Source organism: Microvirga rosea (genome assembly GCF_020595095.1).
GTDB lineage: Bacteria > Pseudomonadota > Alphaproteobacteria > Rhizobiales > Beijerinckiaceae > Microvirga > Microvirga rosea.
The window spans coordinates 524,075-542,675 of record NZ_JAJDOP010000001.1 but is presented as its reverse complement, the minus strand read 5'-3'; the positions used below and the strand labels follow the sequence as shown (position 1 = coordinate 542,675).

Genomic DNA, 18,601 nt, shown 5'->3' with positions numbered 1-18,601 from the left:
AGGACCGACGACAATGAGACTGAAAGTAGGTTTGCTCGCGAGCGTGCTCGCTTTAGGCTTTGCGGCTTCCTCCCACGCGGCGGAACTTCCGGATCGGATCAAGAAAGCCGGAAAGATCGTCGTCGCGACCATGCCGAATTACGCGCCGATCACCTTTAAGGATCCAGCCACCAACAAGCTCTCGGGCTTTGATATCGATCTTGGCGAGGCCCTCGCAAAGGAACTCGGTGTTGGCATCGAATGGCAGGAAATCGCCTTCGCCCAGATGATACCGTCCCTTCAGACGGCGCGGGTCGACATCGCACTCGCCGGAATGAGCGACCTTCCGGCCCGTCGTGAAATTGTGGACTTCGTCGACTACATGAAATCCGGCGCGCAATTCTACACCTCGCCCGCCATGGCGGCGTCTCTCAAAACACCCGAGGATCTGTGCGGCAAGAAGGTCGGTGCGAGCCGCTCTACCAATTGGCCGCGACAGATCAGCGAGTGGAGCCAAGCTAACTGTGTGGCCAAGGGAAAGCCTGCCATTGAGGCAATCGGCACCGAAGGGTCCGCAGACGCCCGGACACAGCTGAAGACTCAACGCCTTGATGCAGCTGTTCAGGGCAATGAGACGCTGCCGTACTTCCAGTCGCAGGAGCCCAACAGTTACGTGCTCATCGGTGAGGCCTTCACGGTTTCCCTCTCCGGCATTCCGGTGCTCAAGACCGAAACTCAGCTGCGCGATGCCGTCAAGGAAGGGCTTGAGCGCCTTCAGCAAAAAGGCGTCTATGACGAGATTCTGAAGAAATACGGTCTCCAGGCGAACAAGCTTACGCCCATCGCCATCAATCAGGGTAAAGACTAAACATGAAAATGGGCTCAGGCGATAACGCCTGAGCCCATCACTGTCCTATTCGACGGAATCGAGAGAGCATGGCGCGGCACGCTGTTTGGCGCTCAAGAACCGCCCTACAGCTCCTGTCCAATGAGATCCGGAAGATTATCCCATACATATAGGTAATTATCGGAGCGCCAGACGGGACCAGGATCGGCGTAGATTCCTGCCCTTGTCCCTTTCATCCCTTCATAGAACGCAATAGCCGGATCGTTCCCGACAACGACACCAAGTCCTACCCCGTTGTATCCGGCTTTCATCATGTGGCGCGCGAGGTGGAGCAGAAGCTTGCGGCCGACGCCTCTGCGCTTGAATGCTGCCCCCACATAGAGAAACTTGATCTCAGCTCTGCTCTGAAAGATCTCGTGCGAGGCTGGTCCTGCCATACCAAAGCCTGCCAATTGCTCGTCGATCTCTGCAAGTAGAATTACCCGCTTGCTCCCTTCGCTCGCCAGCAGGTTTTGCCATCGGGCGAGCCTGACCTCCTCTGTCACGCCGTCAAATGCAGCTTGGGGAGCAAGGTCTCGATAGGTCTCCCGCCAGGTATGAAAATGCAATCGTGCAATTAGCGGTGCATCGATCTCCTGTGCTGAACGGATCGAGATAGTCATTTTGTTTCTCATTGCTTGACGACAATCGTTGACTTAGGCCACCTCTCACATCCAGGCAGCTGAGCCAAGTACGCGTAGGCCCTGAGACTGCCCTTCAAGCCCCCTTCCGATCATTGCTGCACTGCCGAACGCGAAGGCAAAGGGCTCTGAGGCGTTGGAGAGCCCGTGAACTCTCCAACCTGTCAGGAATGTCCGGTTTTCTTCGTTGTGCGGACCTCATCTTTTCTTGCTTCAGCTCAGTGCCATCAGGCGGCGTCCGCTATCGGCTCTTTTGTCGATGTTTGGGGCGACACACGTTGGAGGATGGGATATGATGCCGGAGTCAGCACAAGGATAAGGACACTTACCATCGGCCCAGGGGGCGATCAGGGAGGGTGTCGTGACGCGTTGGCAGCCAGATCCGAGTTTCTATCCATCGCCGCGCCTGGCCGAGAAGGCTCCGCCCGAGACGCTGGCCTATGTGGCCATGTTCGATCCGGACCGACAACGACCCGATGGCATCGCGGTGGTCGATCTCGACCCGGCCTCGCCATCCTATGCCCAGATCGTCGGGTCCGTGGATATGCCCAACACGGGCGACGAATTGCACCATTTCGGCTGGAATGCCTGTTCGTCCTGTCTTTGTCCCAACATGCCTCACCCGCACGTGGAACGGCGGTTCCTTATCGTGCCGGGGCTGCGCTCGTCGCGCATCCACATTATCGACACCAAGCCCGACCCTCGCGCGCCCACCATTGTGAAGGTGATCGAGCCTGAGGTGATCGCCGAACGGACCGGCTACACCCGGCCGCATACGGTCCATTGCGGGCCGGACGGCATTTACGTCACAGCCCTTGGCAATGCGGAGGGCAAGGCGCCCGGCGGCGTCTTCATCATGGACCACGAGAGCTTCGAGCCACTTGGACGCTGGGAAGTCGAACGGGGACCACAACAGCTCGCCTATGACGGCTGGTGGCATCTAGGATACGACACGCTGGTGACCAGTGAATGGGGCACGCCTGATACGTTCGAGAACGGTCTTATTCCCGAGATCCTGCTCGGCTCACGCTATGGACGGCGCCTCCACTTTTGGGACCTGCTAAAGCGCAAGCACCTTCAGGAAATCGACTTCGGGGAGGAGCATCAGCTCGTGTTCGAGCTGCGCCCGGCGCACAATCCGACGAAGGCCTACGGATTCGTCAACTGCGTGATCAGCCTGAAGGATCTCTCCTCGTCGATCTGGACTTGGTATCGCGAGGGAGACCGGTGGGCGGCCAAAAAGGTCATCACCATCCCGGCCGAGCCCGCCGATCCAGAAGACCTGCCGGATTTGCTTAAAGGTTTTGGGGCAGTACCGCCGCTGGTGACCGATATCGACCTGTCCATGGATGACCGGTTTCTCTATGTGTCCTGCTGGGGCACGGGCGATCTCCAGCAATATGAAGTCTCCGACCCGCTGAACCCCAAGCTGACCGGCAAGGTGCGGATCGGAGGGATCGTGTCCCGCGCCTCTCATCCCAAGGCCCGGAACGGACATCTGACGGGTGGTCCACAGATGGTTGAGATCAGCCGGGACGGGCGGCGAGTGTACTTCACCAACTCGCTCTACGGCCCCATCGACCAGCAGTTCTACCACCGCGGCTTTGAGGGCTGGATGGTGAAGTTGAACGTGGAGCCGGAGGGCGGCATCTCGTTCGACGAGAACTTCTTCATCGAGTGGCCTCGAGGGCATCGACCGCATCAGGTCCGGCTCGAAGGCGGCGATTGCTCCTCGGACTCTTATTGCTATCCGTAAGTCGCGCTATGCTGCTAGCAACTGACCTGGAATGAACACGCTCTCATCCACCCTCTGGCCTTGGATGGCGCTTGTCGGGCTCGGCGCCTTTCACGGGCTGAACCCTGCTATGGGCTGGCTGTTCGCCGTCGCCCTCGGCCTGCACCGTCAGAGCCGGAGCCTAGTGGTTCTGTCCCTCGTGCCCATTGCCCTCGGCCATGTTGCAGCGGTGGGTGCCGTCCTGCTGGCTGTGATCGTATTCGGAACAGTCATGGATGCGGGGCTCCTCAGACGCAGCGCCGGAATCCTCCTGCTGGTCTGGGCGGCCACACACACTCTCGCCGGCCATCGCACTCCTATCCGTATCGGAATGCAAACCGGCTTGTCCGGACTGGCCTTGTGGTCCTTCATGATGGCCAGCGCTCACGGAGCTGGCTTCATGCTGGTCCCCGCGCTCCTATCGCTGTGCGTCTCGCCGGGTATGGGAGGCGAGCTCACCGCTTCGTCCTCAGTTCCGATTTCATTTGTGGCGCTTGGTGTCCACACTGGGGCCATGCTGACTGTGATCGGAGCGATGAGTCTAATCGTCTATGACAAAGGGCTCGGATTCCTTAGACGGGGTTGGATCAATCTGGATGTCCTCTGGAGGGTTGTCTTGGCGGGAGGCGGCATCCTTCTCCTGGCAACGTGACGTCAATACCGCGGCATGTCTCATCGGCAAAACACAACGCTTGTGCAGACGCTCGCAGTCTTCTTTGCGGTCACGGGCAGGGCATCGGGCTTAGTCTAGTAAGCTGACGAGGATTTTACGAAGAACACTCAGTGTGGGCTTTGTCGGCATGCACGCACTGTGGCGGACCCCAACCTCAACGATCTATCGGAGAACCGGCGATCTGCGGGCCACCCAGCTCCTGCTGGGAGCACAGCAAGATTAAGAGTGTGGTTCAATGAGAATTGCTGCCTTCGAGCTGAGGTCTCAGGCGCGCCAGAATTGGACATCCCTGCCACATATTTTGCCATGGCAGGGATCACAGCGGATGTCAGGGACGCGGCTTCACCTGTCGTTCTCGATAGAACAGCATTCCACCGTGGTGAAGGACATCGTCGATGAACTCGCCGCTGGCCGTAAATCCGGCATCGTCCCAATAGCCGATATTGTTGCCGCGGACTTCGTAGCGCCCCTGGTAGGCGCTTTTGCGGGTACCACGCGCCTCGTCATAACGGCCGTTCGGGAGAAGCTCCTGACGAATATGGCCGTCCTTGGTGACCCACATTCCGAGATAAGGGTGAGTTGTCATGTTGGTCGTCTCTTGGGATCGGGTTGATAAATAATCGCGGTCTGCCCTTGCGCCCCTGGTGCAGCAGTGGTTGCGGCAACCAAGATGAGAAGGACGGAGCTACGCGGCATCCAACGCTCTTTTTCAGTGCGGGCTTGCAGTTGGACGAACGATGATCTCGCTCACGTCCACGTCGGAGGGCTGCTCGATGGCATAGAGGACCGCTCGGCCAATCGCATCGGGGCCTATGGCAATCCTGCGAAAGTCCTTCATGGCATCGCGTGCTGTGTCATCCGAGATCGTATCGGCCAATTCGCTCGTGACGACGCCCGGCGAGATCACTGTCACCCGCAGTCGGTCTGTCTCTTGGCGGAGACCATCGGAGATCGCCCAGACGGCATACTTGGTGGCGCAGTAGACCGCGGCGGTGGGCGAGACCCGGTGCGCTCCGATCGACGCAACATTGATCACGTGGCCTGTGCCTCTGGCTTCCATGTGAGGCAGCACAGCCGCGATGCCATTCAGAACCCCTTTGATGTTGACATCCACCATCTGATCCCACTCGCTCACTTTGAGGGCCCTCAGAGGCGACAAGGGCATAACGCCTGCGTTGTTGACGATCACATCGACGCGGCCAAACTCCTCAAGTGTTGCGGACACGACCCTCGCAAAGTCATCCCGGGAGGTGACATCAAGCCGATGGGTCCGTGCAACGCCGCCGAATGCCTTGATGCGGCTTACCAGATCATGCAGGCGGTCCGTTCGGCGCGCACCCACAACGACCACATGGCCGGCTCTGGAAAGTTCCTGAGCAACGGCTTCGCCGATCCCGCTGGAGGCGCCGGTTACAAGAACGATCTTTGTCTCAGGCATGGATTGTTTCCTTCATCTTGGTCCGCGCCCGAGCCATTGGTGTTGCAGTTGAACTCGAGCTGATGGCCCTAAGGTAATGTGATCCATTGGAGCGATCGACTTGCTAATCGTGCATGAGATGGTAAGTTATTGTCACCAATGACCCCTGACCTAGCCGGCATCACTGTTTTCGTCACAGTCGCAGAAGCACACAGCTTCCGGGTCGCGAGTGAACGCTTGGGCGTGACACGCTCGGCCGTCAGCCAAGCCATAAGGCGGCTTGAGGAGCGGATGGGTGTGGCGCTTGTTCAGCGTACGACCAGAAGCGTCCGTCTGACGGAAGCGGGAGAGCGGCTTTACCAATCAGTGCGCCCTGCCCTCAACGACCTTGGCACCGCAATGGAAGCCCTGGGCGAGATGCGCGAGCAGCCCAGTGGCCTTGTGCGCCTGACAGTATCCTCGATTGCCGAGAGGTTCCTGAGCGGCTCACTCTTGGCCGGGTTCCTCGCTACCTATCCCAATATCAGCCTCGACATCACTGTAACCGATGAGGTGTTCGACATCGTGGCTGAAGGCTTCGATGCCGGCGTCCGGCTCGGTGAGGTGATCGAGCGGGACATGATCGCCATTCCCGTTTCGGACGAGCAGCGCCAAGTGGTGATCGCATCCTCTGATTATCTGGCAAAGCATGAGCCCCCTGCCCATCCCCGGGATCTGCCGAAGCATTTATGCATCGGCTGGCGGCCCAACCCCCGGGTCCAGCCCTATCGATGGGAATTCACGGAAAGCGGGCGCGACTTCGCTGTCGATGTGAACCCGCGCGTGACCACCAACGACATGCGGGTGATGATACAATTGGCCTGCGCGGGAGCAGGTCTGACTTTTGGGATGGAGGAAACCTTCCGTCCTTATATTGCTCGGGCCGAACTTGTGCCGCTCCTCGAAGAGTTCTGCCCGCCTTTTCCTGGTTTTTTCCTCTACTATCCAAGTCGTCGCAACTTACCGCTCAAGTTGCGGGTTCTCGTAGATTACCTGCGCAAGAGGCGACGTTAACCTCTTGTTTCAGCTCGTGTCGCAGCCGTAAGGCCACTCCGGTCGCTCTATGCAAGCAAAGAGCTTCATTTCGGCATTGTGCCATTTGCAGACCTCCGCCCGTGCGGGCCGAATGGACCGTGAATGCGTCGGTGGACCTTTCGATGGGTTCTCGCCAGTGCAGAGGCTCTCCTAGGAAGGCTTCTTCGGTTTTCTAAGGTCACTTTTCGTTGAAACGATCATTTGGCCCATAAAGATGCGGAGCGCCCTGCGCACCGCGATGGCAGGCGGTTCGGACGGATGCCACTCCGGGAAATGACCATCGATGGCCATGCGTGCCAAGCCATAGACATAGGCGCGGGCGGCGAGAACGAGATGATTCAGATCAACATCCGGGGCGAGCCGGCCCTGGTGTTGGGCTTGGGTCAACAACTCGACCATCGTCTCACGAATGGCTGCATTCTTGTCGCGCAGGCTGGCGGACGCTTCGAAGTCGATCAAGGTGCGGGAGCTGATGATCTGGAAATGAGTGGGATTGGCCAGAGCCCATTCGAGATAGCCATGCCCGATGGCTTCAAAAGCAGCGGCGGGATCATCGCTGCTGGCTTCCGAGACGGCCTTGGCGACTGACTCCGTCAGCCGGTCCATCGCCTGTTCGGCGACGGCTGTCAGGAGCGCGGTCTTCGATCGAAAGTGCCGGAAGGGTGCTCCGGGCGAAACGCCTGCACGCTTTGCCACCTCGCGTACGGAGACTTGCTCGACCCCGCGTTCCTCAATGAGTTCGACAGTTGCCGCAATGAGCGCCTCGACCAGGTTGCCATGGTGATAGGGCTTAGGCTGGTCGCCTGCCTTCGAGATGGATTTCTTGGCCATTCCTGATCGCTAGCACGGATCAATGTAATCAGCGATTATTTTGTTGACCCAGCCTCCCGTGCATGTAATCACTGATTACATCGTAGATGGAGGTCCGCATGTTTCGTTCTGCCTTGATGATCAGTCTCGCCTTCCTGGCATCGTCGACAGTGTCGGCTTACGCCGAAGACCGGCCCACCTTGGAAATCGTCTGGCCACAACCCCATTCGGTTGTTGACCTTGGGAAGGATCCTGAAAAAGCGATAGGCGTCGTGGTGAAGAGCAACTTCACACTGCTCCCCGCAGGTCAGTGCGGCACGAACCGCCAATGCGGCCATGTGCATATGAAGATTGATCCGGACGGCGACACGTGCAACATCCCAGGCAGACCATACAACAGCATGAACAGCGACTTCGGGGGCGACCTCATCAAGGCCCGCTTTGGCCATTGCCTGAAAGCTGCTGGCCAGCACGTAATCGGTGTTCTCCTTGCCGATGATCATCACAAGCCCGTTCTTGTGAACGGCGAACCGGTGACCGCCTTGGTGACCGTCACGACGCAGTAGGCCAGTCCGACGGGGCGACACGGTCACGCGGACGGTCCGGACCTGCATGGATGGCAGTCTCGATTTGAGTCCAATCACTTCGAGACGCTCGCGTTTCGCGGAGAAAGATCAGCTCACGCCACGATCTGGTATCTCGGTTTCCGTCCGCTTTGCGCCAAGCCTTTAATCTACATGTCTAAGTTTCGAAGCCGCTGGACGCGCGGCCGAAAGGAGCGCTGATGACCGTTGCACTGGATGACGATCCCAGGGACTTAACAGTCCTGGTGACAGGCATCAGCGGATTTCTCGCTGGCCATATTGCTCTGCAATTGCTTGAACGAGGGTATCGGGTACGAGGAAGCTTGCGGCACATCAGCAAAAGCGACGCAGTGCGTGACGAACTTGGGTCCTATGCTCGTAGCGACGCTGCGAAGAACCTCAGCTTCGTGCAGGCCGATCTCGACTGTGATGACGGCTGGGCTGCTGCTGTGAAAGATTGCCGATACGTCATTCACACGGCGTCCCCCTTCCCTCCAGGATTTCCGGAGAATGAGCATGAGCTGATCCGAACAGCCCATGATGGTGCATTGAGGGTGCTCCACGCGGCCCATGAAGGGCAGGTCAAGCGGGTGGTCATGACGTCTTCGGTGGCGGCCACAAACCACGGCGACGGCCAGGCGCCTTTCACGGAAGAGAATTGGACCGACCCGTCGAGCCCACGTGCGACGCCTTATTACAAGTCGAAGACGGTGACCGAGCGGGCTGCATGGGCCTTTGCGCGGGAAGTCGGGCTCGACCTCGCCGTCATCAATCCGAGCGTGATTCTGGGCCCGTTGCTGGGCACGAGCTTTGGGACGTCCGTTGGTTTGATCCACCACCTGATGACAGGGCGCTTCGAGGGCATCCCGCGCTTCGGTTTTTCGGTTGTGGATGTCCGCGACACCGCGGACGCCCACATTCGAGCGATGACGCATCCAGCGGCTCGCGGCCAACGTTTCATCATCGGCGGCCGATTTTTCTGGCTCAAGGAGTTGGTGGCCGTTCTTCGGCGCTCCTTTCCCGCGCATGCCTCCCGACTGCCGACCTGTGAAATCTCCGACGAGACCGTAAGGGCCATGGCGGCGTCCGATCCCCATGCACGGTCGATCGTTCACGAACTCAACCGCGATCTGAGCGTCAGCGCAGCGAAAGCAAGGCGTATTCTGAACTGGAGCTCACGCCCGGACGACGAGTGTATACGGGCCAGCGCACAAAGCCTCATCGACCTGGGATTGATTCCTGTCGAGAGGACCGACCAGTACACTTGGCTCACCTACTCCAATGGAGAACCCACATGACAATCCCAACCATGGGCAGAGCCTCACCAACCAGTGAAGCTGACCTTCTCCGAAACACGGAAAGGGCCAGGCTTCGCGCCCTGGTCAGCGCTGATCTTGATCAGGCACGACAGTTCCACGCCCCAGACTTCCAATCGATAACGCCGATCGGGGCGGCTCTTTCAAAGGAAGACTATATGGGCGCCATCGCCTCCGGGCATCTCAAGTACCTGACATGGCAGCCAGCCGACATTGCCGTGCGCCTCTACGACGGGGCTGCAGTTCTCCGGTATCGTGCTCAGCTCGAAGTTGTCTTCGGCGGGCACAAGATCCCCCTCAGTGACTACTGGCACACCGACACCTATGAGGACCGTGATGGACAGTGGATGGTCGTCTGGTCGCACGCCACTGCCATCCGTTAGTCGAAGCCCCGGGACCGTGCCATGCCTCGGGTGCTGGGTCGCGATGGCGGAAACCCGGAGCGTCATCTTTTGAGGACCGGGTGTTTGGGGTCGGTCCCGGCGCATCGAACGACGAACGGGCTCTGGCCTTCCGCATCCCAATGGTGTTCCGAGATTAGTCTCTATCGTCGCCGGGGCAGCTCTGTCTCCTGCGCATGTTGTCGATCAGGATATGCACGCTAATCAGCAACACCCAGGCCGGCAGGACCATGATGCTCCAGTTGAGATAAAAGCTGCCGAGAAGCACAAGCGCCGCCAACACATAGCCGATCGCAGCCATCCACCGGGGAGCGATCCCGGTATAGATCACAACCGTGGATGTCGAGATCATGAACACGCCGGCCATCTTGATCGCATAGACGTTAAACAGGATGTAGGCGACCGCGCGCCCGAAGCGGAACGTCGGCGCGGGACCCGTCCCGGTCATCTCGACGGAAGGTGCGATGAGCAGCAGGGCGCCAACGATGGTCGCAGCGACGAACAGGACGGCCAAGAACAACAGGCCGCTGCCCAGAAACACTGTCGCGAAGAAACGATCCTCACTCTGCCCGACACGGTCGCGCAGCACGCCAATGAACCACAGGAAAGCGATGCCCGCGAAGGGAATGAGGTTCAGCGCGAGCGCTACGGACCGGGAGTCGTCAGCCAGCCAGGTTCCGGGGTCCAGCGGATCGGCCGGAACTGCGCTCCGGAAGACCCAGAAGATGGCGGACAGAAGGATGGAAAACACGATGCCGGCCACTGCGGCCGCCCGTGGCGTCCTCAGATGCGAGTACATGAGGGTCTCGTCCTGTGGCATCGCCGACCTCCTGGCCTTGAGCTCGCCCATGCGCTCGATGGTATCGTCAGCGTAAGCGGTCAGTGAAGAGGCAGCATCGCGTTTGGTGCACTCGCCGCGTCGGCAATACGCTTGCCCGGACCGGTGCCCCGTCTCCTGTGGCTAGACGGGCTCAGAGGGCATTCTCACATCGGCCGCCATAGGGCATAATCGCGGTCAGGCCGGTCGGGTCATCCGGCCCATGAGCAAAGGGGTGGACCAATGGAGTGCCATTCCCGCCGGTTGCCTTGGAGCGTCATCCCACTGCTCAGCCTTCTGGCTGGGAATGCGGATGCAGACCCCACCCTCCTTGAGCGCTACGCCGGTACCTTCTTGGGGGCTGGCACCATCGTAGAGGGACCGAATGCCGACTCTCACCCAGTCCGCTGCCGCTTCACCATCCTGCAACAGGGAGCGACAGGTCTGTCTCTTCAGGGCATGTGCGAGGCCTATCTGATCGTCTCACGATCCATCAGCGCCTATCTCGCGTGGGATCCCCGGTCCGGCCGGGTCAATGGCACCTATACAGGCTCGCGGGTCGGAACCGCCCATCTCACGGGCCAGCAGGCTGCGGCGGACTTCGACCTGACGATTGAGTGGCCAAAGCCTCTCTATGGAGACACGACAGCCCAGATGAAAGTCGCAAGCCTCGGCCCGGACAGCTTTCGCATTGTTGTCACGGATCGCATCGGGGTGAACGGTCCTGTCCGAGCCACAACGGATCTCACCCTGCTTCGGCGTTGAATGGACGGCGAAGGAGCGACATCTGGCTTCGGCAACATGTCGTTGAAGCGGTGGAACCGACCGCCCTAACGGATCACCACGCCCAGCTCCACGGCGGTCTACTTCAACGCAGCATTCCGCCTTGAGGGTAAGGCGGAACGTGACCGGAGCGGGATGCCGTCCCACTTTCGCCGTGCAACAGGCACCTCGCTCAGGGCTTCCCCATCGGGGACTTGGGCGCCCAGCATGGGCAAAGCCATGGCCAAAACTGTCAAAGCATTGTCCCAAGCGATCAAGCATGGCTACCCAGCTGAAGTTACTTTGGTCCTGCCGTGCAGTGGGAGATCATCGCCACCCCGGTCGCGGGCCCATCTGGGTCTCGGCCAGGAGAGGCCCTTCCACAGGCGATCCCCGAAGAGCCGCAAGGGGAAAACGATGGTGGCATCCTTGAATCCGCTCGAAAGCCGGCAGACTCTCTTCGCGGCGGCTTTGCTGGATCTGACCTTGCCGGTCAATGCGACGTTGGCGGACGATTCCGCCGCCGGGGAGGCTCAGGAAATCGGTTTGAGCTCGGCCGGTACCGTATCAAATCGGCCAGATCACAGCGGCAGTTCGAACGGAGGTTGGAGTGAACGACGGGATCGACGTCACCCAGAAGCGGAGCGAGCCGCATCCGGTACCTATCGCCGGACGGCTCGCGGCTGCGCAGGCGGGTAGCCCACGGAGGGCCTATCGAAACCGAGAACAGGGAGCGTCCCGCCTGCGTGGCCGAACTTGTCGCCATGCACGACCGCTAACCGAAGCGGCACAGGTTTGGAGGCGCGTCGAAGACAACAGGGGGTGACCCAGGCCTTTTTGGAGGCTGACATGAAAAGACTCGCAACACTCGCCGCGGCCGCGTTGATCCTGACCGGCAGCGTCGGAACAGCAAACGCACAGTATTGGCGTGGTGGCTGGGGCTATGGCGGGTACTACCGCCATGGCGGCTGGGGCGGCGGTGGCGCCGTCGCGGCTGGGCTGATCGGCGGGGCGATCCTCGGGGGCCTGATCACTGCGGCCGCCACGGCCCCCGCCTATGGGTATGGGTATGGGTACGGCTATCCCGCCTACGGTTACGGCCCATGGCCGAGCTATTATTACCCTCGCCCCGCCTACTACTATCCGCGCCCGGTCTATTACGGCCCACGCATCTATCCGCGGCGCGTCTACTACGGTCCTCGTTACTATGGGCCGCGCTATTATGGTGGATACCGGGGCTACTACGGCGCACGGTACCTTGGGCCACGCGTGGGGTACCGCCGGTACTGGTGAGGACATGTGAGGACGTGCCGCGTCTCTGCCGCATGAGCCGTGACATCACTTCCCGCAGGTTCTGTAGGAGGTGGTGGACAGCCACCTCGTGATTGACGCCAGGAGACAGGGAGACGGCATTGCGGGCGAGGGACTACTCAGCCACCGAGACCTTGCGTGATGGGCGCACGGTCGAGATCCGCGCTCTCCGGCCGGAGGACCGGGCTGGTCTGCTCGCCGCCGTCGGCCGGACCAGCGACAAATCCCTCTACCGCCGCTTCTTTGGCTTCAAGCGCGGCTTCACCGATCAGGAGATCAATTTTTACGTCAACGTCGATTTCGTGAACCACGTCGCGCTGGTCGCGCAGCTGAACGAGGACGGCCAGTCGGTGATTGTCGGCGGGAGCCGCTATATCATCGGGCAGCCGGGCCAGGCCGAAGTGGCTTTCGCCGTGGACGACGCCCACCAAGGACAAGGAATCGGGACGGCCCTGATGCGCCACCTCGTGGCCCTCGCCCACCACAGTGGCCTCAGGGAACTGGTCGCCGACGTCCTGCCAGGGAACACCGCCATGATGAAGGTCTTCGGCACGAGCGGGCTCGTGACCACAACGCGGCAGGGGCCCGACGCCATCCATGTCGTATTGCAACTGGCGTGATCCAGACCTGTCCGTTGCGGCACCTATCACTCTTGGCCTGGTGATGTTCGTCCCAAACTGACAAGCGACTGTCCTAAGCCATCAAGCAAACCACCGATGCAGGTGGCACGATGGATCCGTGCCGGTTGGCCGGTGCCGACGTAACCTTTGCATGGAGGATCACCATGGCCAACATTGGATCGTTGTCCTGCGCCGGTCTGGCGCTGGCCGCATTCGCTGCTCTTCTCACGGGCTCAGGTCCTGCCGATGCGGTCGTCTACTGCAAGACGGTGGGCGTACCGAAGGGCTGCGTCGCGCGCCCGGTGGCCCCCGTGGCCCGTCGGGCTGTAGTGACCCCTGGTGTCGGTGCCGCAGGCGTTGGGATCCGCCCCGGCACCCCGATGAACCGTGGCGGCCCGGTCAACCGCGTTGGCCGACGCTGACTTGGTCAGCGGTTTGCCTTCTCATTCGGCAGCACTCGTCCGGGACAGGCACCCGATCCCAAGCACCATGAGGACCTGCAACGTTCCGTCACAGGCGGCCATCACGTGCGGCAGCGAGATCGAACCGCGAGCCATGGGAGGAGACCCAAAAGGCGGTCTCCTCTCCCGCCGACGAGAGCACCAATGGATGTTCTGACTATTGTGCAGGTCCACGTGGTCCTGCTCGAGTTCAAGCGCCGAGTATGGTTCTCAGTCCGGTCCGCCTGATGCTAGCTGCCATGGCCGAAACCGTTTGGTCGCACTCAGCCAACGCCTCCCGGCCCGCCGCCTTGCGAAGGCTGTCAGCGCCCGCTACCACTTCCATCCTTGATGGATTTGGTGCTGATACTCATCAGCTTGGTGATCTCGGAATTGTAGTCGCGCAGGGCTTCCTCGATCCAGCGGGATTGGATGGCCGTCGCGTCCCCGAGATTCCTGCAGCCCATCATCTTGCGGGTGGTCTCAGCGTCCTTCCCAAGGCGCATGGACACGAAGTTCATCATCTCGCGCTGGCATTCGGTGGCTGCAGCGAACCACGTTTCCGTGGCGTTCGCCAAGATGCGGTTGCTGTCACCTGACATTGCAAACACGGCACCGCTGCGCAGCATGTCCGATGTTCCTGAACTCTTCGGTGTGGTGGTCATGGATCATCCTCCTTGAACAAAATCCTTCTTCAGCCTGAACGCCCCCTTGCCTGCTCCGGGTGGAGAAGGGCAAAGACAGCCCCGATCGATCTCAGTGCCCGCCGAGCACGAGAGTCTTGGATGGGGTATAGCAGCGCCCGGATGCGCAGGCCGAGCAGGCGCCGATGATGGCTGATCGGGCGCCTGTGCCCAATCGGCGCTTGCCGAGGAAGAGAAAACGCCGCAACGCCAGTGCGCTCGGGCAGCGACAGGGGACTGGAAGCCATCTGGACCTCCCTGGTGCGCTCACACGAGGCCGACCTCATGCCATGATGCTGAGCCCGCCGTCGACATAGGTCGTCGTGCCGGTCAGCCGCCGGGCGAACGGCGTCGTCAGGTACGCGGCCGTGAGGCCGACATCGTCGATGTCGACGAGTTCGCCGATGGGGGCCCGCTCAATGGCCTCGGTGAGAAGGACATCGAAATCCTTCAGGCCAGAAGCCGCCCGCGTCTTCAGCGGTCCGGGCGACACGGCATGGACTCGGATGTGCTTGTCGCCAAGCTCATAAGCGAGATAGCGCACGGCACTCTCCAGCGCCGCCTTCACCGGGCCCATCAGGTTGTAGTTCGGCACCACCTTGGTGGCGCCGTGATAACTCATTGCCAGGAGCGTCCCACCCTCGGGCATCAGGGGCTCGGCGAGCCGCGCCATGCGGATGAAGGAATGACAGGAGATATCCATCGCCACCTTGAAACCTTCGTCCGTGCTATCGACAAGTCGTCCCTGCAGGTCCTCCTTCGGAGCGAAGGCGATGGAATGCAGCGCGATGTCGAGGCTGCCCCAGGTCTCGCGGATCTGTTGGAAAACAGCCTCGAGCTGACCGTTCTGAGCCACGTCGCAAGGTGCAAAGATCGAGGCCCCAAGCTCCTTGGCGAGGGGCTCGACATAGGACCGAGCTTTCTCATTGAGATAGGTGACAGCGAGATCAGCCCCGAGCTGGCGGAAGACTCGGGCGCAGCCATAGGCTATCGAATGCTCGTTGGCGATGCCAATGACGAGAGCCCGCTTGCCGTGCAGAATTTTCGATTGGATGGCGGTTTGGGTCCGGTCGGTCGGTCGGTCATTCATGAGTTTGGCCTCGTGCGTCGCGTGTCGCGGGCGGGACGGGCGGATCCCGGCTTGTTCGCCGCCTCAGGATGGACTTCCGTCACGTTGTCCGCCCGTGTCACCGTGATGTGCTCGGCTTTTGCCTTGCCGCCTGCGTCCTGCTCGGCAAGGAGGCGCCGGATCTCGCCGAGCAAGGTGATCTGCTTGTCGTTGGCTTCGATCCGACCCTCGACACGGTCGAGCAGATCGAGAAGCTTGCGCCGGTCCGCGGGGGTCCGCAGGAGCTTTGGAAGTGCCGTGAGCGCCTTCACCGGCTCGAAGTCGACGATATAGGACTGCTCGCGGATGATCCCGCGCGCGTCCTCCACCGACATATCCAGGAGGCCAATCTCCTGTCCGACGAGCTCGCGCGCCCGTTTCATGGTCGAGAGCCTGCGCCGGCCGGTACCGGCCTTCATCAACAAGAGCGCCGTCCGGACCATGGCTTTCGTCCCGTCGCCCTCGTCGATGCGTGACAGTGCCTCCTTCACCAGGGGAGTGTTCCGCGCGTCGATGGGCTCATCCGCAACAGCCTCCCTCTCCCTCGCAGCCATGCCAATGCCGGCCGGACCGTAAGTGCGGAAGAAGGTGTTCTCTACCGCCGCATCGCGCAGATCGCGATAAAGGTCCAGCGAGGCGGAGGTCATGGCGGCTGTCCAACGCTCGATCATAGCCGTCGGGCCATCATCGTCGCGCGACGCTCGGTTTGCCCTCGCCAGGTCGGCCATACCCTTGAGCGGCCATAGGAAGGGATTGAGGTCGGACACCGCCCAGCGCTGCGCCCTCTGGGGATGCATGGCCCGTCGCACGGCCGCGCCGGTGGGCGTCACCGTTGCTGCGACGAACGGATGGACGAATGTATCATAGGCGGATGCAAGCGCCTCGGAGGCGGTCTCGACCGCCTTGAACGGTGCCTCGTCCTTTCGAGCATACTTCTGCAGGGTGTGAAGATCCTCGATCCGCCGCTCGGATAGCATCACGTCATAGCGCACGCTTCCGTTTGTCTTCTGCTCCTCGACTTGCATGCCGTAGAGGCCCGGCGGCAGGTGCTCGATGTACTCGATCAGATCTACTATCTGGCTGTGCTCGCGCTTGGCGACTGCGCCAGAAACGAAGATGCCGAGGTGGCCGACGCTCTTGTGCATCAGGCCGACAATGACCTGACCGTTCGCCTTCAGGGCTTCCGTGGTTGGATAGAGATCGGCGACCCAGTTGAAGGCCTGCTGCGGAGGCGTGATGTTGTCGCCGAGTGATGCGAATATGATGATCGGTGATTGGATCGCCCGCAGGTCGAAGGCGCGCCCCTCGGACCACTCGGCGTCGCCGTCCGCGAGGTTGTTGCCGACGAAAAGGTTCTCGACGATCCACCGGATCTCCTGCCGGTCCATCAGGAAGAAGCCGCCCCACCAGCGCTCGAATTCCAGGAAGCGCTCCGGCTCGGTGTCGATCTTCGAGAAGAGCGTGTAATACTTGTCGAAGTAGGTATTGGCCGGATTGAGATACTCGAAGTTCTCTACGAGATAGGCCCCATCGAACTTGCCGGCGCCGAGATCGCTCGCCAGGAGCGCAGGCCAGGCGCCGCCGAGCATGCCGCCGGCATAGCGCATCGGGTTCTCGCCGTCGTTGCCGGCCCAGTACGACATCGGCGCTCCATTGATGACGATGGGCCCGACGAGGTCCGGCTCAAGAGCGCCGACGAGCATAGAGGCCCAGCCGCCCTGGCAATTGCCGATCACCACCGGCTTGCGGGTCTTTGGATGGCGCTCACCGACAATGCGAAGGAACTTGGCCTCGGCATGAGAGACGTCCGCCAGGGTCTGTCCGGGCAGCGGTTCGGGGAAGAAGATCACGAAGTAGACCGGATGCCCTACCTTGAGCGCCACCCCGACCTGCGAATCCTGCTTGAACCCACCGATGCCGGGACCGTGGCCGGCCCGCGGATCGATGATCACGAAGGGACGCCGTTCCGGGTCGGTCTCGATGCCGTCAGGCGGGATGATGCGCACGAGGGCGTAGTTGACGGGCCGCTCGAAGGTGCGGGCGTCCGCCACCATCTCCCACTCGAAGTCCAGCAGCGGAGGTTTGCCAGCCTTCTCATGCTCCAGCCAGTTGTTGCCGCGCTGGCGCAGGGTGTCCCAGAACAAAATCGAGCGTTGCGTGAAGTCGAGCCAATAGGTGCTCGCATCGCGCCAAAGATCCAACGGTGATGCAGAGCGAACCGAACCGTCCCGCAGGGGCTCGCTCGCGGCCTTCACCGCATCAAGGTAGCGCTGCACGGCCTTGGCGTAGCGCTCCTGGTATACCTCCGTGACCTTCGTCTGGACGCGGCCGAGTTCGGTCAGTCTCTCCTCCAGGCCACGCTGGTCGGCTTTAGTCGTCTGGTCGTTTCGCGGCATCGGAGCCATCCTCGCCTGCATGGTTGGATCTAGTGCTTGGTTTCACTCCACTTCGGCACGCAGTGCGCAGTCCCCTCACGACGAACAATGGCGCCCATGAGTTCGTCCGTGTGCAGGCTGCCCTTCATCAGCGCCTCGGCTTGACCCGCTCGCACAAGATTGACGGCTTCATCGACCGCAGCGTGGCTGTGCGGCGCGTCGACGATCCGGACCTGAGCAACATCCTGACCGAGCGCCTCTGCGGCGGCCTCTATCTTGCTCTCAGGCCCCACGAGAATCGGCTCGATCAGGCCCAGTCCGATCGCCTCGAACACCGCGGCCAGCGAGGCTGAATCGCACGGGTGCGCCACGGCCACCTTCAGCTTTGGAAGGGACTGGGCCGCCGCGATCAGCCGGTCGTACTTGTCATGCCGTCGCAGGGTCTGCTGAGACATGTCATGGACAGGAACCGCAGCCGTCATGATGGCCTCTCTGTTGTGCAAGCGATGGATTGGCGCCATTGGCCGCCGGGTGACAGAAGGGGGCGGAGGAAGCGGGACATACGCTCGGGTCCGCAGCCGCTCGGCCTGTTTGCCGGAGCTAGTATGATCTCCTCGAACCTTGCTGCTTGACCCCTTGGGCCATTGTATTGACAGTTTTGGACTGCCGTGCGCCTAACGAGCCCGTCCTGGCAGTCCGGAGGAACATTATGCTCCGCTTCCTGCCACCGAGTATCGTCCCTGAACTCGGAGCCGGCCCCACCTTTGAGTTACCTGATCCACTCCTCTAATATTGAGCGCAGCATAGGATCGGCACCGATGCCCCTGAGATCCGGTTTACCGGCCGGAAGGGCAATCGTGGCGCTTCCTTGGCTGAACCTGACGGGAGCCCGATCATGCCATGAAGGGTTGCTTGCCTGTTCTGCTTCTG

The 18,601-nt window shown here is 61.1% G+C and carries 20 protein-coding genes and 2 pseudogenes; 13 read left to right on the top strand and 9 right to left on the bottom strand.

Annotated features, from left to right (window positions below):
- The first annotated feature begins 13 nt into the window (after window positions 1–13).
- Window positions 14–847 carry an ABC transporter substrate-binding protein gene (locus LJD17_RS02630; protein WP_227382492.1) on the top strand — a complete coding sequence of 278 codons (834 nt, stop codon included), beginning with the start codon at window positions 14–16 and terminating at the stop codon, window positions 845–847.
- A gap of 104 nt (window positions 848–951) precedes the next feature.
- Here LJD17_RS02630 and LJD17_RS02625 read toward each other — a convergent pair whose 3' ends face one another.
- On the bottom strand, window positions 952–1,488 hold the full coding sequence (locus LJD17_RS02625; RefSeq protein WP_227382490.1) for a GNAT family N-acetyltransferase: 537 nt from the start codon (window positions 1,486–1,488) through the stop codon (window positions 952–954).
- A 379-nt stretch (window positions 1,489–1,867) separates the two neighbouring features.
- On the opposite strand from LJD17_RS02625, the gene LJD17_RS02620 reads away from it, so the two are divergent.
- The 3 genes and pseudogenes from LJD17_RS02620 to LJD17_RS24320 form a co-directional block, all read left to right on the top strand.
- Entirely contained in the window at window positions 1,868–3,262 is a 1,395-nt protein-coding gene (locus LJD17_RS02620; protein ID WP_227382488.1) for a selenium-binding family protein, read from the top strand.
- 31 nt (window positions 3,263–3,293) lie between these two features.
- Window positions 3,294–3,932: a hypothetical protein gene (locus LJD17_RS02615; RefSeq protein WP_227382486.1), complete on the top strand. Its 639-nt coding sequence runs from the start codon at window positions 3,294–3,296 to the stop codon at window positions 3,930–3,932.
- 145 nt (window positions 3,933–4,077) lie between these two features.
- Window positions 4,078–4,192 (top strand): annotated as a pseudogene (locus LJD17_RS24320) (tyrosine-type recombinase/integrase); the annotation flags it as partial.
- 89 nt (window positions 4,193–4,281) lie between these two features.
- Here the strand turns inward: LJD17_RS24320 and LJD17_RS02610 are convergent.
- Both LJD17_RS02610 and LJD17_RS02605 read right to left on the bottom strand, forming a co-directional pair.
- Window positions 4,282–4,533: pseudogene (locus tag LJD17_RS02610) on the bottom strand (Atu4866 domain-containing protein); the annotation flags it as partial.
- Between the two features lie 129 nt (window positions 4,534–4,662).
- The gene (locus LJD17_RS02605) at window positions 4,663–5,391 is read right to left on the bottom strand and encodes an SDR family oxidoreductase (RefSeq protein WP_227382483.1); all 729 of its coding nucleotides are present in this window, start codon (window positions 5,389–5,391) and stop codon (window positions 4,663–4,665) included.
- A 138-nt stretch (window positions 5,392–5,529) separates the two neighbouring features.
- On the opposite strand from LJD17_RS02605, the gene LJD17_RS02600 reads away from it, so the two are divergent.
- Window positions 5,530–6,423 (top strand): LysR family transcriptional regulator, encoded by an 894-nt coding sequence (locus tag LJD17_RS02600; protein ID WP_227382481.1) that lies wholly within the window; start codon window positions 5,530–5,532, stop codon window positions 6,421–6,423.
- Between the two features lie 171 nt (window positions 6,424–6,594).
- Here LJD17_RS02600 and LJD17_RS02595 read toward each other — a convergent pair whose 3' ends face one another.
- Complete coding sequence (locus LJD17_RS02595; protein WP_227382479.1) at window positions 6,595–7,275, bottom strand: TetR/AcrR family transcriptional regulator; 681 nt, start codon at window positions 7,273–7,275, stop codon at window positions 6,595–6,597.
- A gap of 98 nt (window positions 7,276–7,373) precedes the next feature.
- On the opposite strand from LJD17_RS02595, the gene LJD17_RS02590 reads away from it, so the two are divergent.
- From LJD17_RS02590 to LJD17_RS02580, 3 genes are all read left to right on the top strand, one after another.
- Window positions 7,374–7,820 (top strand): hypothetical protein, encoded by a 447-nt coding sequence (locus tag LJD17_RS02590; RefSeq protein ID WP_227382478.1) that lies wholly within the window; start codon window positions 7,374–7,376, stop codon window positions 7,818–7,820.
- A gap of 218 nt (window positions 7,821–8,038) precedes the next feature.
- Window positions 8,039–9,136: an SDR family oxidoreductase gene (locus tag LJD17_RS02585; protein WP_227382476.1), complete on the top strand. Its 1,098-nt coding sequence runs from the start codon at window positions 8,039–8,041 to the stop codon at window positions 9,134–9,136.
- A complete protein-coding gene (locus tag LJD17_RS02580; RefSeq protein ID WP_227382474.1) occupies window positions 9,133–9,537 on the top strand; it encodes a nuclear transport factor 2 family protein in 405 nt (134 codons plus the stop codon). Before LJD17_RS02585 ends, LJD17_RS02580 begins: the two co-directional genes overlap by 4 nt.
- A 154-nt stretch (window positions 9,538–9,691) precedes the next feature.
- Here the strand turns inward: LJD17_RS02580 and LJD17_RS02575 are convergent, their stop codons facing one another.
- Window positions 9,692–10,375 carry a hypothetical protein gene (locus LJD17_RS02575; protein ID WP_227382472.1) on the bottom strand — a complete coding sequence of 228 codons (684 nt, stop codon included), beginning with the start codon at window positions 10,373–10,375 and terminating at the stop codon, window positions 9,692–9,694.
- A 240-nt stretch (window positions 10,376–10,615) separates the two neighbouring features.
- Between LJD17_RS02575 and LJD17_RS02570 the strand changes: the two genes are divergently transcribed.
- The 5 genes from LJD17_RS02570 (at window position 10,616) to LJD17_RS02550 (ending at window position 13,487) form a co-directional block, all read left to right on the top strand.
- On the top strand, window positions 10,616–11,137 hold the full coding sequence (locus tag LJD17_RS02570) for a hypothetical protein (RefSeq protein ID WP_227382471.1): 522 nt from the start codon (window positions 10,616–10,618) through the stop codon (window positions 11,135–11,137).
- Window positions 11,138–11,551: 414 nt separating this feature from the next.
- On the top strand, window positions 11,552–11,833 hold the full coding sequence (locus LJD17_RS02565; protein WP_227382469.1) for a hypothetical protein: 282 nt from the start codon (window positions 11,552–11,554) through the stop codon (window positions 11,831–11,833).
- A gap of 150 nt (window positions 11,834–11,983) precedes the next feature.
- Window positions 11,984–12,427 carry a hypothetical protein gene (locus LJD17_RS02560; RefSeq protein WP_227382467.1) on the top strand — a complete coding sequence of 148 codons (444 nt, stop codon included), beginning with the start codon at window positions 11,984–11,986 and terminating at the stop codon, window positions 12,425–12,427.
- Window positions 12,428–12,519: 92 nt separating this feature from the next.
- Window positions 12,520–13,065 carry a GNAT family N-acetyltransferase gene (locus LJD17_RS02555; RefSeq protein WP_227382465.1) on the top strand — a complete coding sequence of 182 codons (546 nt, stop codon included), beginning with the start codon at window positions 12,520–12,522 and terminating at the stop codon, window positions 13,063–13,065.
- Between the two features lie 164 nt (window positions 13,066–13,229).
- On the top strand, window positions 13,230–13,487 hold the full coding sequence (locus tag LJD17_RS02550; protein WP_227382463.1) for a hypothetical protein: 258 nt from the start codon (window positions 13,230–13,232) through the stop codon (window positions 13,485–13,487).
- 341 nt (window positions 13,488–13,828) lie between these two features.
- On the opposite strand, the gene LJD17_RS02545 is transcribed toward LJD17_RS02550, so the two are convergent.
- From LJD17_RS02545 to LJD17_RS02530, 4 genes are all read right to left on the bottom strand, one after another.
- Window positions 13,829–14,170, bottom strand: coding sequence for a phasin family protein (locus LJD17_RS02545; RefSeq protein ID WP_227382462.1), 342 nt, complete (start codon window positions 14,168–14,170; stop codon window positions 13,829–13,831).
- A gap of 301 nt (window positions 14,171–14,471) precedes the next feature.
- Window positions 14,472–15,278 (bottom strand): enoyl-ACP reductase FabI, encoded by an 807-nt coding sequence (gene fabI, locus LJD17_RS02540; protein WP_227382461.1) that lies wholly within the window; start codon window positions 15,276–15,278, stop codon window positions 14,472–14,474.
- On the bottom strand, window positions 15,275–17,692 hold the full coding sequence (locus LJD17_RS02535) for a DUF3141 domain-containing protein (RefSeq protein WP_227382459.1): 2,418 nt from the start codon (window positions 17,690–17,692) through the stop codon (window positions 15,275–15,277). Before LJD17_RS02535 ends, fabI begins: the two co-directional genes overlap by 4 nt.
- A 29-nt stretch (window positions 17,693–17,721) precedes the next feature.
- Window positions 17,722–18,153, bottom strand: a complete 432-nt coding sequence (locus LJD17_RS02530; RefSeq protein WP_227382456.1) for a hypothetical protein — start codon at window positions 18,151–18,153, stop codon at window positions 17,722–17,724.
- Between the last annotated feature and the right edge of the window lie 448 nt (window positions 18,154–18,601).